A 13,627-nucleotide genomic window follows, 5' to 3' on the forward strand; every position below is an offset into this window, starting at 1 on the left:
AGGTCCTCCGCCTACAGCTTCATCAGATTGCTGTCGTCGACCGAAGCGGAGTGCCTGGTCCGGAAGATGGAGACGATGATGGCGAGGCCGACCACGACCTCGGCCGCCGCCACCACCATCGTGAAGAACGCGATGATCTGACCGTCCAGGGTCCCGTGCAGCCGGGAGAACGTCACCAGTGCCAGGTTCGAGGCGTTCAGCATCAGCTCGACGCACATGAACAGCACCACCGCGTTGCGCCGGATCAACACCCCGGACGCGCCGATGGTGAACAACAGGGCGGACAGATAGAGGTAGTTGACCGGATTCACCGCTCTCCCTCCCCGGCCTCGCGCGGCTCGGACCCGTGGCCCGGGACCGGCTCCAGGGGCCCGCGCGGAGCCGCCACCACCGGCCGCTCCGAGGACGGCCGGCCCAGCCAGTCCGCCGTACTGTTCTCCAGCTCCGCCATCCGCCGCAGCATCTCCTGGCTGACGTCCCGGACCTGGCCGCGCTCGCGCAGCGTCGCCATCACCGAGTCCTCCGCGATCGTGCCGTCCGGCAGCAGCGCCGGCACGTCCACCGCGTTGTGCCGCGCGTACACGCCCGGCGCCGGCAGCGGCGGCAGCTGGATGTTGTCCCGCACCCGCTGCTCCGCCAGCTCCCGCTGGGTCTTCGGCGCCTTCACGTGCTCCCGGTGGGTCAGCACCATCGCGCCGACCGCCGCGGTGATCAGCAGCGCGCCGGTGACCTCGAAGGCCCACACGTAGCGGGTGAAGATCAGCCGGGCCAGGCCCGGCACGTTGCCCTCGGCGTTCGCCTCGGCCAGCCCGGTGAAGTGGTCCAGCCGCGCGTTCGCGATGCCCGCGATCAGCAGCACCCCGAAGCCCAGCCCGCACAGCACCGCCGCGAACCGCTGGCCCTTCAACTGCTCCTTGAGGGAGTCCTCGCTGGTCACGCCGACCAACATCACCACGAACAGGAACAGCATCATGATCGCGCCGGTGTACACCACGATCTGCACCACGCCCAGGAACACCGCGCCCTGGGCCATGTAACAGACCGCCAGCGCCAGCATGGTCGCCGCCAGGCACAGCGCGCTGTGCACCGCCTTGCGCATCAGCAGCATCCCCAGCGCGCCACCGACCGCGATCACCGCGAGCACCCAGAACTGGACGGCCTCACCCGTGGAGGTCGTCCCGCCCGCCGCCGCCAGCTGTGCGATCACTGCCGCACCTCCTTCTCCCGGTCGGTGCGCTCCTGCTGGACCGTCCCCGGCGCCGCCCCCGTGATCTCGCCCCGGTAGTACGCACCCTCGTCGGTGCCCGGGAAGATCGCGTGCGGGGTGTCGACCATGTCCTCCGACAGGCCCACCAGCAGCTGCTCCTTGGTGAAGATCAGGTCCTTGCGGGAGGAGTCCGCCAGCTCGTACTCGTTGGTCATCGTCAGCGCCCGGGTGGGACAGGCCTCGATGCACAGCCCGCACAGGATGCAGCGGGCGTAGTTGATCTGGTACACCGCGCCGTAGCGCTCACCCGGCGAGTAGCGCTCCTCGTCCCGGTTGTCCGCGCCCTCCACGTAGATCGCGTCGGCCGGGCAGGCCCACGCGCACAGCTCGCAGCCGACGCACTTCTCCAGCCCGTCCGGATGCCGGTTCAGCTGGTGGCGGCCGTGGAAGCGCGGAGCCGTGGGCTTCTTCTGCTCCGGGTACTGCTCGGTCAGCCGCTTCTTGAACATGGCCTTGAAGGTCACGCCGAAACCGGCGGCCGGACCGAGCACCGACGGCCGGTCGGCCCGCTCGGGCCGGCCCGTCTGGTCGGACGACATCGCGGATCAGCTCCCTTCGGAATGGTCGGCCCCGTTGAGGGCGTCCTGGAGTTGCTTCGGGGCCCGGCCCGGCCGGCGCGGCACCGGCGGCAGCACCTGCCCGGGCAGCGGCGGCACCGGGTACCCACCCGCCATCGGATCGAACTCGCCCTTGCCCGGGGCCTCCTGCTCCGGCCCGGGCTCCTTCTCCTTGCGCAGGAAGTCCCGGACCAGCGCCAGCAGCAGGATCGCGCCGACCGGCGCGCCCACGTAGAGCACCACCTCGCCGAAGCCGTACCCCTCGTTGCGCAGCGCCCGCACGCTCGCGATCAGCACCAGCCACACCAGCGAGACCGGGATCAGCACCTTCCAGCCCAGCTTCATGAACTGGTCGTAGCGCAACCGCGGCAGCGTGCCGCGCAGCCAGATGAAGAAGAACACCAGCAGCTGGATCTTCAAGGTGATCCACAGCATCGGCCACCAGCCGTGGTTGGCGCCCTCCCAGAAGGCCGACACCGGCCACGGGGCCCGCCAGCCGCCCAGGAACAGGGTCGACGCCACCGCCGAGACCGTCACCATGTTGACGTACTCGGCCAGCATGAACATCGCGAACTTCAACGAGGAGTACTCGGTGTTGAAACCGCCCACCAGCTCGCCCTCGGCCTCCGGGAGGTCGAACGGCGCCCGGTTGGTCTCCCCGACCATCGCGATGACGTAGACGATGAACGACACCGGCAGCAGCACCGCGAACCACTTCGGCTGCTGGTGCGCCACGATCTCCGAGGTCGACATCGACCCCGAGTAGACGAACACCGCCGCGAAGGACAGGCCCATCGCGATCTCGTAGCTGATCATCTGCGCGGCCGACCGCAGGCCGCCCAGCAGCGGGTACGTCGAACCGGAGGACCAACCGGCCAGCACGATCCCGTAGATGCCGATCGAGGCGGTGGCCAGGATGTAGAGCAGCGCCACCGGGAAGTCGGTCAGCTGCAGCGGCGTCCGGGTGCCGAAGACCGACACCTCCTCGCCGGCCGGGCCGAACGGGATCACCGCGAAGGCCATGAACGCCGGGATCGCGCAGACGATCGGGGCCAGGACGTAGACCACCTTGTCCGCGCCCTTGACGACCAGGTCCTCCTTGAGTGCCAGCTTCACGCCGTCCGCCAGCGACTGCAGCAGGCCCCACGGCCCGTGCCGGTTCGGCCCGATGCGCAACTGCATCCAGGCCACCACCTTGCGCTCCCAGACGATCGTCACCAGCACCGTCAGCACCAGGAAGGCGAAGCAGAACACCGCCTTCAACAGCACCAGCCACCACGGGTCCTGGCCGAAGAAGTGGAGCGTCTCGTACGGCTGCGGAGTCGTCATCGGACCTCCCCTTCCCGGGACCCGCCCTCGACGGCGACCGGCGCGAGCTCGGCCGCGGCGATCGTCACCAGATGGCCGACGGTGGTGCCGAGCGCGCGGTGCGCGCCGCCCGGCGTGGAGTTGAGCGGGATCCAGACCGTACGGTCCGGGACCGAGTCGGTCACCTCCAGCGGCAGGACCAGCGAACCCGCCGGACCGGTCAACCGCAGCGCACCGGCGGCCTCCGCGCCGACCTCGGCGCCGACCCCCGTGCCGACACCCGCGCCGACCTCCTTGGCGCCGATCTCCTTCGCGGTGGCCGACGACACCCGGGCCACCGCCCGGTGCCGCGTCCCCGCCAGGTGCGGATCGCCGTCCTGCAACGAGCCCTCGTCCAGCAGCAGCCGCCAACCCGCCAGCACCGCCTGGCCGGTGGCCGGACGCGGCAGCACACCCGGGTGCGCCGCCGGATCCGCCGCGCGGTCACCCCGCCACGGCCCGAAGCGGTCCAGCTCCAGCCGGGCCGCCCGCACGTCCGCCAGGCCCAGCCGGTGCCCCAGCGCGTCCGCCAGCATCGCCAGCACCCGCAGGTCCGACTGGAGGTGACGGCCCATCTGCTGGTCCGGCTTGAGCGCGGCCTCGAACATCCGCACCCGGCCCTCCCAGTCCAGGAACGTCCCCGCCTTCTCCGCCACCGCCGCCACCGGCAGCACCACGTCGGCCCGGCCCGTCACCGCCGACGGCCGCAGCTCCAGCGACACCACGAACGGCAGCGCCGCCAGCGCCTCCCCGGCCAGCGCCGGATCCGGCAGATCGTCAAGGTCCACCCCGCCGACCAGCAACGCGTCCAGATCGCCCCGCGCCGCCGCGGTCAGGATCTGGCCGGTGTCCCGGCCCGGACGCGACGGCAGCTCCGCCACCCCCCACACCGAGGCCGCCTGGGCCCGCGCCGCCGCGTCCGCCACCGGACGGCCGCCCGGCAGCAGACCCGGCAGCGCGCCGGCCTCCACCGCCCCGCGCTCCCCGGCCCGGCGCGGCACCCAGGCCAGCGCCGCCCCGGTCGCGTGCGCCAACCGCAGCACCGCCGTCAACGCACCCGGCACCGACGCCAGCCGCTCACCCGCCAGGATCACCGCACCCGGCCGGCGCAACAGCTCCGCCGCCCGCCCGGCCTCGTCGTTCAACGGCTCGTCCGCCGCCAGCGCCGCGAACCACTCCGGCTCCGTCCCCGGCGCCGCCGGCAGCAGCGCACCGCGCAGCTTCGCCAGCCCCCGGGAGGCGAACGACGCCACCGAGAACACCTTGACGCCGTTGCCCCGGGACGCCTTGCGCAGCCGCAGGAAGACGATCGGCGACTCCTCCTCCGGCTCGAACCCCGCCAGCAGCACCGCCGGAGCCTGCTCCAGCCGCGCGTAGTCGACGCCCGAACCGTCCACGTCCACCCCGCGCCCGGCGACCGCCGCGGCCAGGAAGTCCGCCTCCTCACCGCTGTGCGGGCGGGACCGGAAGTCCACGTCGTTGGTGCCCAGCACCACCCGGGCGAACTTCGCGTACGCGTACGCGTCCTCCACCGTCACCCGGCCGCCCGCCAGCACACCCGTACGGGCCCCGCGCAGACCCTCGGCGGCCCGCCGCAACGCCTCCGGCCAGGAGACCGGCACCAGCTCGCCGTCCACCCGCACCAGCGGGGCCGTCAGCCGGTCCCGCTGCTGGGCGTAGCGGAACGCGAACCGGCCCTTGTCGCAGTTCCACTCCTCGTTCACCGCCGGGTCCTCGCCCGCCAGCCGGCGCAGCACCTTGCCCCGCCGGTGATCGGTGCGCTGCGCGCAACCCGCCGAGCAGTGCTCGCACACGCTCGGCGAGGACACCAGGTCGAAGGGGCGCGAGCGGAAACGATAAGCCGCCGAGGTCAGCGCCCCCACCGGACAGATCTGGATGGTGTTCCCGGAGAAGTACGACTCGAAGTCGTCCCCCTCCCCCGTGCCCACCTGCTGCAGCGCCCCGCGCTCCACCAGGTCGATGAACGGGTCCCCGGCGATCTGCTGCGAGAAGCGGGTGCAGCGCGCGCACAGCACGCAGCGCTCCCGGTCCAGCAGCACCTGGCTGCTGATCGGCAGCGGCTTCGCGTAGGTGCGCTTCATCCCCTCGAACCGGGAGTCCGCCGCGCCGCTGCTCATCGCCTGGTTCTGCAGCGGGCACTCGCCGCCCTTGTCGCAGACCGGGCAGTCCAGCGGGTGGTTGATCAGCAGCAGCTCCATCACGCCGCGCTGGGCCTTCTCCGCCACCGGCGAACTCAGCTGGGTGCGCACCACCATGCCCTCGGCGACCGGGATGGTGCAGGAGGCGACCGGCTTGCGCTGGCCCTCGACCTCCACGATGCACTGCCGGCAGGCGCCGGCCGGATCCAGCAGCGGATGGTCGCAGAAGCGCGGGATCTGGGTGCCGATGGTCTCGGCGGCCCGGATCACCAAGGTGCCCTTGGGGACCTTCACTTCGACGCCGTCGATGGTGAGCGTGACCAGTTCGACCGCGGCTCCGTCGTTCGTGGAGGCGGCCGGCTCGGTGATCGTCACGCGTGCACCTCCCTCTCGGTGGCGGACTGGTGGCCGGGGCGGGGGCCGTCGGCCCAGACGGTGGACGCGGCCGGGTCGAACGGGCAGCGGCGCTCGGCCAGGTGCTGCTCGTACTCGGCCCGGAAGTACTGGAGCGAGGAGACGATCGGGCTCGCCGCGCCGTCGCCCAGCGCGCAGAAGGACTTGCCGTTGATGTTGTCGGCGATGTCGAGGAGCTTCTCCAGGTCCCCGTCGACGCCCTGGCCCGCCTCGATCCGCTTCAACAGCTGGACCAGCCAGTAGGTGCCCTCCCGGCAGGGGGTGCACTTGCCGCAGGACTCGTGGGCGTAGAACTCCGTCCAACGGGTCACCGCCCGCACCACGCAGGTGGTCTCGTCGAAGACCTGCAGCGCCTTGGTGCCGAGCATCGAGCCCGCCGCGCCGACGCCCTCGTAGTCCAGCGGGACGTCGAGGTGCTCGTCGGTGAACATCGGGGTGGAGGAGCCGCCCGGGGTCCAGAACTTCAACCGGTGCCCGGCCCGGACGCCGCCGGAGAGGTCCAGCAGCTGGCGCAGCGTGATGCCGAGCGGGGCCTCGTACTGGCCGGGGTTGGTGACGTGGCCGGACAGCGAGTACAGCGTGAAGCCCGGGGACTTCTCGGTGCCCAGGCCCTTGAACCACTCCTTGCCGCGGGCCAGGATCGGCGGCACCGAGGCGATCGACTCGACGTTGTTGACCACCGTCGGGCAGGCGTACAGGCCGGCGATCGCCGGGAACGGCGGGCGCAGCCTCGGCTGGCCGCGGCGGCCCTCCAGCGAGTCCAGCAGCGCCGTCTCCTCGCCGCAGATGTAGGCGCCGGCGCCGGCGTGGACGGTGATGTCCAGGTTCACGCCCGAGCCGAGGATGTCCCGGCCGAGCAGGCCCGCCGCGTACGCCTCGGCGACCGCGGCGTGCAGGCGGCGCAGCACCGGGACGACCTCGCCGCGCAGGTAGATGAACGCGTGGTCGCAGCGGATCGCGTAGGAGGCGATGACCATGCCCTCGATGAGGGAGTGCGGGTTGGCGAACAGCAGCGGGATGTCCTTGCAGGTGCCCGGCTCGGACTCGTCCGCGTTGACCACCAGGTAGTGCGGCTTGCCGTCGTTCTGCGGGATGAACTGCCACTTCATCCCGGTGGGGAAGCCGGCGCCGCCGCGGCCGCGCAGACCGGAGTCCTTGACCAGGGCGATCACGTCGTCCGGGGGCATCGCGAGGGCCGCCTTGAGGCCCTCGTAGCCGTGGTGGCGGCGGTAGGTGGCGAGGGTCCAGGGACGGCTGTCGTCCCAGGGGTCGGACAGGACGGGGGTGAGCAGCTTCTCGGCCGGCTCGGCGGAGGTCATCACGCTTCGGTCCCTTCCTGGCCGTCGGCCTTGCCTTCGTGGCCCGGCTCCCCGTGGCCCGGATCCCCGTGGCGGGGGGCCTCGTGGCGGGGGGAGACCACCTTGGTGCCGGCGGTGCCGGGCAGGGCCTCGCCGCGCGCCAGCCGCAGCCCGGCCAGCGAGGGGGCGCCGCCGGCACCCGACTCGTCGTTGGCGCCCGGGCGCTCGTCCGGGAAGCCGGCCAGGATCCGGGCGGTCTCCTTGAAGCCGCACAGCCGGGCGCCTCGGGTGGGCCGCACCTCGCGGCCGGCCCGCAGGTCGTCGACCAGCCGGCGGGCGCTCTGCGGGGTCTGGTCGTCGAAGAACTCCCAGTTGACCATCACCACGGGGGCGTAGTCGCAGGCGGCGTTGCACTCGATGTGCTCGATCGAGATCTCGCCGTCCTCGGTGGTCTCGTTGTTGCCGATGCCCAGGTGCTCCTGGAGGTCGGCGAAGATCCGGTCCCCGCCGAGCACCGCGCACAGGGTGTTGGTGCAGACCCCGACGTGGTACTTCCCGGCCGGGCGCCGCCGGTACATCGTGTAGAAGGTGGCGACGGCGGTGACCTCGGCCGTGGTGAGCCCCAACTGCTCGGCGCAGAAGCGGATCCCGGTCCGGCTGACGAAGCCCTCCTCGGCCTGCACCAGGTGCAGCAGCGGCAGCAGCGCCGAACGGGCCTGCGGGTAGCGGCCGATCAGCTCGGCGGCGTCGGCGGCCAGCCGGGAGCGCACCTCCTCCGGGTACGGCGGGGCCGGCATCGCCGGCAGTCCCAGTTCGACGTCCGTCACCGGTCCACGCCTCCCATCACCGGGTCGATCCCGGCCACCGCGACGATCACGTCGGCCACCTGGCCGCCCTCGCACATCGCCGCCATCGTCTGCAGATTGGTGAACGACGGGTCCCGGAAGTGCACCCGGTACGGGCGCGTCCCGCCGTCGCTGACCACGTGCACGCCCAGCTCGCCCTTGGACGACTCGACCGCCGCGTACGCCTGGCCGACCGGGACCCGGAAGCCCTCGGTGACCAGCTTGAAGTGGTGGATCAGGGCCTCCATCGAGGTGCCCATGATCTTGCGGATGTGGTCGAGCGAGTTGCCCATCCCGTCCGGGCCGACGGCCAGTTGGGCCGGCCAGGCGATCTTCTTGTCGGCCACCATGACCGGGCCCGGGCGCAGCCGGTCCAGGCACTGCTCGACGATCCGCAGGGACTGCTTCATCTCCTCCAGCCGGATCAGGAACCGGCCGTAGGAGTCGGCGGTGTCGGCGACCGCGACCTCGAAGTCGTAGTCTTGGTAGCCGCAGTACGGATCGGTCTTGCGCAGGTCGTGCGGCAGGCCGGTGGCCCGCAGGATCGGACCGGTGGCGCCCAGGGCCAGGCAGCCGGCCAGGTCCAGGAAGCCGACGTCGACCAGCCGGGCCTTGAACACCGGGTTGCCGGTGGCGAGTTTGTCGTACTCGTGCATCCGGGAGCGGAGCGTGCGGACCGCCTCGCGGATCTGGTCGACGGCGCCGGGCGGCAGGTCCTGGGCCAGGCCGCCGGGGCGGACGTACGCGTGGTTCATGCGCAGGCCGGTGACCAGTTCGAAGACGTCCAGGATCAGCTCGCGGTCCCGGAACCCGTAGACCATCAGGGTGGTGGCGCCGATCTCCATGCCGCCGGTGGCCAGGCAGACCAGGTGCGAGGCGATCCGGTTGAGCTCCATCATCATCACCCGGATGACGCTGGCCCGCTCCGGGATGTCGTCGGTGATGCCGAGCAGCTTCTCGACCGCCAGGCAGTAGGCGGTCTCGTTGAACAGCGGGATCACGTAGTCCATGCGGGTCACGAAGGTGGTGCCCTGGACCCAGCTGCGGAACTCCATGTTCTTCTCGATGCCGGTGTGGAGGTAGCCGATGCCGCAGCGGGCCTCCTTCACCGTCTCGCCGTCGATCTCCAGGATCAGCCGCAGCACGCCGTGGGTGGACGGGTGCTGGGGGCCCATGTTGACGATGATGCGCTCGTCGTCGGCCCGGCCGGCCGCCTCGATCACCTCGCCCCAGTCGCCGCCGGTGACGGTGAAGACCCGGCCCTCGGTGGTGTCGCGGGCATCTGCTTCCTCGTAGTGCTGAGTACTCATCAGCTGTACGACCTCCGCTGGTCGGGAGCCGGGATCTGGGCGCCCTTGTACTCGACGGGGATGCCGCCGAGCGGGTAGTCCTTGCGCTGCGGGTGGCCCAGCCAGTCGTCCGGCATCATGATCCGGGTGAGCGCCGGGTGGCCGTCGAAGACCAGGCCGAAGAAGTCGTAGGCCTCGCGCTCGTGCCAGTTGCTGGTCGGGTAGACGCTCACCACGGAGGGGATCCGCGGGTCGGCGTCCGGCGCGGTGACCTCCAGCCTGATCAGCCGGCCGTGGGTGATCGAACGCAGGTGGTAGACCGCGTGCAGCTCGCGGCCCCGGTCGCCCGGGTAGTGCACCCCGCTCACGCCCAGGCACAGCTCGAAGCGCAGCGCCGGGTCGTCGCGCAGGATGCGCACCGCCTTCAACAGGTGGGTGCGGTCCAGGTGGAAGGTGAGCTCGCCGCGGTCGACCACGGTCTTCTCGACCACCTCGGCCGGGTCCAGGCCCTGCTCCTCCAGCGCGCCCTCGAACTCGTCGGCGACCTCGTCGAACCAGCCGCCGTACGGGCGTTCGCTCGGGCCGGGCAGCACGATCGGGGCGGCCAGACCGCCGAAGCCGGAGGTGTCGCCGGTGCCGTCGGCACCGAACATGCCCTGCCGGCGGCCGACCACCTCGACCGGGATCTCCCGGGGCGGCTGCTCGCGGCGGGACTCGGGTACCTGCTCGCTCATCGCAGCTGCCCCCGCATCTCGCTGATCGGGGTCGCCTTGAGGGCCAGGGCCTCGCCCAACTCCTCGGCGCGGCGCCGGTTCACGCCCAGCGGCTCGTGCTGGATCTTGTCGTGCAGCTTCAGGATCGCGTCCAGCAGCATCTCCGGGCGGGGCGGGCAACCGGGCAGGTAGATGTCCACCGGGACGATGTGGTCGACGCCCTGCACGATCGCGTAGTTGTTGAACATCCCGCCGGAAGAGGCGCAGACGCCCATCGAGATGACCCACTTCGGGTTGGGCATCTGGTCGTACACCTGGCGCAGCACCGGGGCCATCTTCTGACTCACCCGGCCCGCCACGATCATCAGATCGGCCTGCCGGGGGGAGCCCCGGAAGACCTCCATCCCGAACCGGGCCAGGTCGTAGCGGCCGGCACCGGTGGTCATCATCTCGATCGCGCAGCAGGCCAGACCGAAGGTGGCCGGGAAGAGTGACGCCTTGCGCACCCAGCCGGCGGCCGTCTCCACGGTCGTGAGCAGAAAGCCGCTCGGCAGCTTCTCCTCGATTCCCATCAGATCCCTCTCAATGCCCTCAAGTCCTCTGGTACGTCCGGCGATGCGCCCGCGGAGCGTCCGGGGGAACGTCCGGCCCGTCCGAGCTTGTCCGCTCGTTCACAAGGGCGGCGGCGCCACCCCTGCCTCAGTCCCACTCCAGGCCGCCGCGACGCCAGACGTAGGCGTACGCGACGAAGACGGTGGCGATGAACAGGAGCATCTCGACCAGCCCGAAGAGCCCCAGGGAGTCGAAGGTCACCGCCCAGGGGTAGAGGAAGACGATCTCGATGTCGAAGACGATGAAGAGCATCGCCGTCAGGTAGTACTTGATCGGGAACCGACCGCCGCCCACGGGCTGCGGGGTCGGCTCGATGCCGCACTCGTACGCCTCCAACTTGGCCCGGTTGTAGCGCTTGGGGCCGGTGAGTGAGGCCATCACGACGGAACCGACCGCGAACGCCGCCGCGATGGCACCGAGTACGAGGATCGGCGCGTAGGCATTCATAGCCCCCGCTCCCTCCGTCCAGTCGTCCTTGACTGCAGATCGGAACCGGCGGGTCACACTGAGGTGAACCCGCGTTCCAGTTCCCGAGATCCACCTCATGTGAGGCAGTTCACAAAGCCTGGAACGAGCGCATCCTATGCCCGGTGGCTTGTGATCTGCGACACGCAGTTCATCGTCATCTTTGTGATCTACGCCACCATGTGAATGGTGGCGAATGTGAACATGCCCAGAGTTGTCAACGCAAAGGAGTCAAATGGTCACAAGCAGTCGCATTCACCTGGGAAGCGGCTGGTCGGGGGCGTATTCCTATATCAACTATGCTCCGGGGATGGCAAATTTCTGGGCGTCATGTTGACGTGTTATAGCGGCTCACTCGGAGGGGTGGTGGGGGGAGGAACGCTTGCTTGACCCTTTATTCACAAGCGCGCGATGTTGCCGTGGGGGTCTCCCCCTCCCCCTCCCGCCGCCCGCCGCCCGCCGCCCGCCGCCCGCGCCAGGGTTGCCCACCTGCTGCCGGTGTCACCTGCGCTGGACCGGCCGGTCCCAGCGCGGGGCTGCTGCGCGCTCGCAGCCCCGGCAGCCTGTGGGCCCCTGGGGGCCTGCCCTCCTCCTCCGCCTCCGCTTCACCCGCCGCCCTCGCGGCTCCGCCTCCCGTGTAGGCAGGCCCAACTTCCTGCTGCGGCCCTCGAATCCCTCGGCCCGCCTCCTCCTCCGCCCTGCCTCCCTCTCGCTCTCGGGCCCTGCTCTGGCGCAGGCCTCGTCCGTCGTTCCGCTCTCGCCCTTGGGGCCAGGGGCCGGCTACCGGTTGCCGACTGCCTGTTCCCACACCCAGGCCGCGATGCCCACCCGGTTACGGGCACCGAGCTTGCGCTGGATGTTGGCGAGGTGGTTCTTCACCGTTCCCGGTGAGATGAAGAGCCCGGCGCCGATCTCGGCGTTGGTCGCTCCATCGGCCACCAGCTCAGCGATCTCCTTTTCCCTCTCGGTCAGTTCTTCCACCGGGCCGGCTATCGACGGGCCCGGCACGCCTCCCCCGCCCGCGGCCCCAGGCGTCGGCGTGGCGCCCGGCAGTGCCATGTGCTGCAACAGCCGAACGGTCACCTGCGGACTGATCAACGCGTCCCCCGCCATCGCCGCCCTGACCGCCTCGATCAACAGGACCGGCCCCGAGCGCTTGAGCAGGAAGCCCGCCGCACCGTGCCGCAAGGCCGTGTGCACGTACTCGTCCAGGTCGAAGGTCGTCACCACGATCACCTTGCACTGACCGGCGAGTTGCCGCGTGACCTCCAGGCCGTCGAGCTTCGGCATCCGGATGTCCACGAGCACCACGTCCGGCCGCAGCCTGTTCGCTTCCTGTACCGCCGCGGCACCGTCCGCCGCCTCCGCCACCACCGTCATGTCCGGCTGAACGTCCAGGATCATCCTGAACGCGCTGCGAATGTCCGCCTGGTCATCGGCGACCAGGATCCGGATCGGCTTTGCGCTGCTGCTCATCCGCTCTTCTCCCCTGCACCCGCACTCGTCCTCATCGGGGTCTCCGGCCGCTCCGGTTCCTCCCGCCCCGCCAGCGGCAGCCTCGCCGTCACACGCCAGGCCTCCCGCTCATGCACTCCCGCCTCGAAGGTGCCGCCGAGCGCCTCCACCCGCGCGGCCAGACCAGGCAGTCCGCTGCCGCCCCCACGCCGGGGCCGACTGGCCGCCCCCACCGGCCGACCGTCGTTCGTCACGGTCAGCTCCAGCCACTCGCCGACACGGCGCGCCCGGACGTCGACCCGTCCGGCACCCTGGGCGTGCCGTCGGACATTCGTCAGCGCCTCGACGACGATCCGGTGGACCGTCCCTCCCAGCTCCCTCGGAACCTGCTGCTCCGGCAGTTCCAGCCGGACCTCGGGGCCGCCCGCGGCGGTGAACCGCTCGGCCACCTCCGCGAGTTCCGACAGCCCCGGCTGTGGGCCGCGCCCGGTCCCCTCCTCCGTGCGCAGCAGCTGGACCGTCCGGTCCAGTGATGCCAGGGCCCGCTGCCCGGCCTGCTCTATCCGTTCGAACATGGCGACCGCTCGGGCCGGGTCGACCGAGGCCAGGTAAGCACCGGCCTGGGCCTGGGCCACCATGCCGCTGACGTCGTGCGCCACGAAGTCGTGGAGATCGTGGGCCAGTTCGAGCCGCTGGGTCCGCCTGGCCTCGACCACCGCCTTGGCGCGTCCCTCGTCCAGGCCCCTCAGGTAGAGCCCGATCAGGACGGCCGGCAGGGAGAGCGCCGAGCCGAAGCCGAAGATCGTGAGGACGTCCCCGGGCCCTTCGACGAACGCGAACCTGGTAAGCCAGAGGGCGACCGCTGCGCATGCCGTCCAGGCCGCCAGTGCGCACCGCAGGCCGTCCTCGGTGCGCAGGGTGATGACCACCGACAGCAGCAGGACGGCCAGTTCGACCAGTCCGAGCAGCCCGGCCCAGCGGTCGCCCTCCATCCAACGGCCGAGGATCCAGACGGCGGCCGTGACCACCGCCGAGGACGCCCCGAGCGCCAAGGTCACGACTGCCGTGCCACGGCGGCCCCGCGCCGACCAGGCAGGCAGTGCCAGGACCAGGACGACCCCGGACAGGATCTGAGTCATCGTCATCACCTCTCCTCGACTCTTCGACTGCCGTCACATTACGGCGCGGGAGGGGCGGCACACCTGT

The 13,627-nt window shown here is 71.1% G+C and carries 13 protein-coding genes; all 13 read right to left on the bottom strand.

Features of this window, described 5'->3' with window-relative positions:
* Nucleotides 1-11 precede the first annotated feature (11 nt).
* The 13 genes from nuoK to ACFY2K_RS29825 all read right to left on the bottom strand — a co-directional run bounded on the left by nuoK (nucleotide 12) and on the right by ACFY2K_RS29825 (nucleotide 13,566).
* The gene (gene nuoK / locus ACFY2K_RS29765; protein WP_360244848.1) at nucleotides 12-311 is read right to left on the bottom strand and encodes an NADH-quinone oxidoreductase subunit NuoK; all 300 of its coding nucleotides are present in this window, start codon (nucleotides 309-311) and stop codon (nucleotides 12-14) included.
* Complete coding sequence (locus ACFY2K_RS29770) at nucleotides 308-1,204, bottom strand: NADH-quinone oxidoreductase subunit J (RefSeq protein ID WP_380531204.1); 897 nt, start codon at nucleotides 1,202-1,204, stop codon at nucleotides 308-310. Before ACFY2K_RS29770 ends, nuoK begins: the two co-directional genes overlap by 4 nt.
* Nucleotides 1,204-1,806, bottom strand: coding sequence for an NADH-quinone oxidoreductase subunit NuoI (nuoI, locus tag ACFY2K_RS29775; RefSeq protein WP_375888986.1), 603 nt, complete (start codon nucleotides 1,804-1,806; stop codon nucleotides 1,204-1,206). Before nuoI ends, ACFY2K_RS29770 begins: the two co-directional genes overlap by 1 nt.
* Nucleotides 1,807-1,812: 6 nt before the next feature.
* Entirely contained in the window at nucleotides 1,813-3,153 is a 1,341-nt protein-coding gene (nuoH, locus tag ACFY2K_RS29780) for an NADH-quinone oxidoreductase subunit NuoH (protein WP_375888984.1), read from the bottom strand.
* Nucleotides 3,150-5,705, bottom strand: a complete 2,556-nt coding sequence (locus ACFY2K_RS29785) for an NADH-quinone oxidoreductase subunit G (protein ID WP_387715535.1) — start codon at nucleotides 5,703-5,705, stop codon at nucleotides 3,150-3,152. The genes nuoH and ACFY2K_RS29785 overlap by 4 nt, the downstream gene beginning before the upstream one ends.
* A complete protein-coding gene (nuoF, locus tag ACFY2K_RS29790; protein ID WP_375888980.1) occupies nucleotides 5,702-7,063 on the bottom strand; it encodes an NADH-quinone oxidoreductase subunit NuoF in 1,362 nt (453 codons plus the stop codon). The genes ACFY2K_RS29785 and nuoF overlap by 4 nt, the downstream gene beginning before the upstream one ends.
* The gene (gene nuoE / locus ACFY2K_RS29795) at nucleotides 7,063-7,869 is read right to left on the bottom strand and encodes an NADH-quinone oxidoreductase subunit NuoE (RefSeq protein ID WP_375888977.1); all 807 of its coding nucleotides are present in this window, start codon (nucleotides 7,867-7,869) and stop codon (nucleotides 7,063-7,065) included. Before nuoE ends, nuoF begins: the two co-directional genes overlap by 1 nt.
* The gene (locus tag ACFY2K_RS29800; RefSeq protein WP_380531196.1) at nucleotides 7,866-9,197 is read right to left on the bottom strand and encodes an NADH-quinone oxidoreductase subunit D; all 1,332 of its coding nucleotides are present in this window, start codon (nucleotides 9,195-9,197) and stop codon (nucleotides 7,866-7,868) included. The genes nuoE and ACFY2K_RS29800 overlap by 4 nt, the downstream gene beginning before the upstream one ends.
* Nucleotides 9,197-9,910 carry an NADH-quinone oxidoreductase subunit C gene (locus ACFY2K_RS29805; protein ID WP_375888972.1) on the bottom strand — a complete coding sequence of 238 codons (714 nt, stop codon included), beginning with the start codon at nucleotides 9,908-9,910 and terminating at the stop codon, nucleotides 9,197-9,199. The genes ACFY2K_RS29800 and ACFY2K_RS29805 overlap by 1 nt, the downstream gene beginning before the upstream one ends.
* Nucleotides 9,907-10,461: a NuoB/complex I 20 kDa subunit family protein gene (locus ACFY2K_RS29810; RefSeq protein ID WP_375888969.1), complete on the bottom strand. Its 555-nt coding sequence runs from the start codon at nucleotides 10,459-10,461 to the stop codon at nucleotides 9,907-9,909. The genes ACFY2K_RS29805 and ACFY2K_RS29810 overlap by 4 nt, the downstream gene beginning before the upstream one ends.
* A gap of 127 nt (nucleotides 10,462-10,588) precedes the next feature.
* Complete coding sequence (locus tag ACFY2K_RS29815) at nucleotides 10,589-10,948, bottom strand: NADH-quinone oxidoreductase subunit A (protein ID WP_360239135.1); 360 nt, start codon at nucleotides 10,946-10,948, stop codon at nucleotides 10,589-10,591.
* A 798-nt stretch (nucleotides 10,949-11,746) separates the two neighbouring features.
* A complete protein-coding gene (locus ACFY2K_RS29820) occupies nucleotides 11,747-12,442 on the bottom strand; it encodes a response regulator (protein WP_380590755.1) in 696 nt (231 codons plus the stop codon).
* Nucleotides 12,439-13,566, bottom strand: a complete 1,128-nt coding sequence (locus ACFY2K_RS29825; protein WP_387715541.1) for a sensor histidine kinase — start codon at nucleotides 13,564-13,566, stop codon at nucleotides 12,439-12,441. Before ACFY2K_RS29825 ends, ACFY2K_RS29820 begins: the two co-directional genes overlap by 4 nt.
* Nucleotides 13,567-13,627 lie beyond the last annotated feature (61 nt).

Source organism: Kitasatospora sp. NPDC001309 (assembly GCF_042896295.1).
In the GTDB taxonomy this organism is placed as follows: Bacteria; Actinomycetota; Actinomycetes; order Streptomycetales; family Streptomycetaceae; genus Kitasatospora.

What these genes read in the sequence shown, in the direction of transcription:
- nuoH (WP_375888984.1), bottom strand. Translation starts at nt 3,153, where the DNA reads ATGACGACTCCGCAGCCGTACGAGACGCTCCACTTCTTCGGCCAGGAC.
- ACFY2K_RS29805 (WP_375888972.1), bottom strand. Translation starts at nt 9,910, where the DNA reads ATGAGCGAGCAGGTACCCGAGTCCCGCCGCGAGCAGCCGCCCCGGGAG.
- ACFY2K_RS29825 (WP_387715541.1), bottom strand. Translation starts at nt 13,566, where the DNA reads ATGACGATGACTCAGATCCTGTCCGGGGTCGTCCTGGTCCTGGCACTG.
- nuoI (WP_375888986.1), bottom strand. Translation starts at nt 1,806, where the DNA reads ATGTCGTCCGACCAGACGGGCCGGCCCGAGCGGGCCGACCGGCCGTCG.
- ACFY2K_RS29820 (WP_380590755.1), bottom strand. Translation starts at nt 12,442, where the DNA reads ATGAGCAGCAGCGCAAAGCCGATCCGGATCCTGGTCGCCGATGACCAG.
- ACFY2K_RS29815 (WP_360239135.1), bottom strand. Translation starts at nt 10,948, where the DNA reads ATGAATGCCTACGCGCCGATCCTCGTACTCGGTGCCATCGCGGCGGCG.
- nuoF (WP_375888980.1), bottom strand. Translation starts at nt 7,063, where the DNA reads ATGACCTCCGCCGAGCCGGCCGAGAAGCTGCTCACCCCCGTCCTGTCC.
- ACFY2K_RS29810 (WP_375888969.1), bottom strand. Translation starts at nt 10,461, where the DNA reads ATGGGAATCGAGGAGAAGCTGCCGAGCGGCTTTCTGCTCACGACCGTG.
- ACFY2K_RS29800 (WP_380531196.1), bottom strand. Translation starts at nt 9,197, where the DNA reads ATGAGTACTCAGCACTACGAGGAAGCAGATGCCCGCGACACCACCGAG.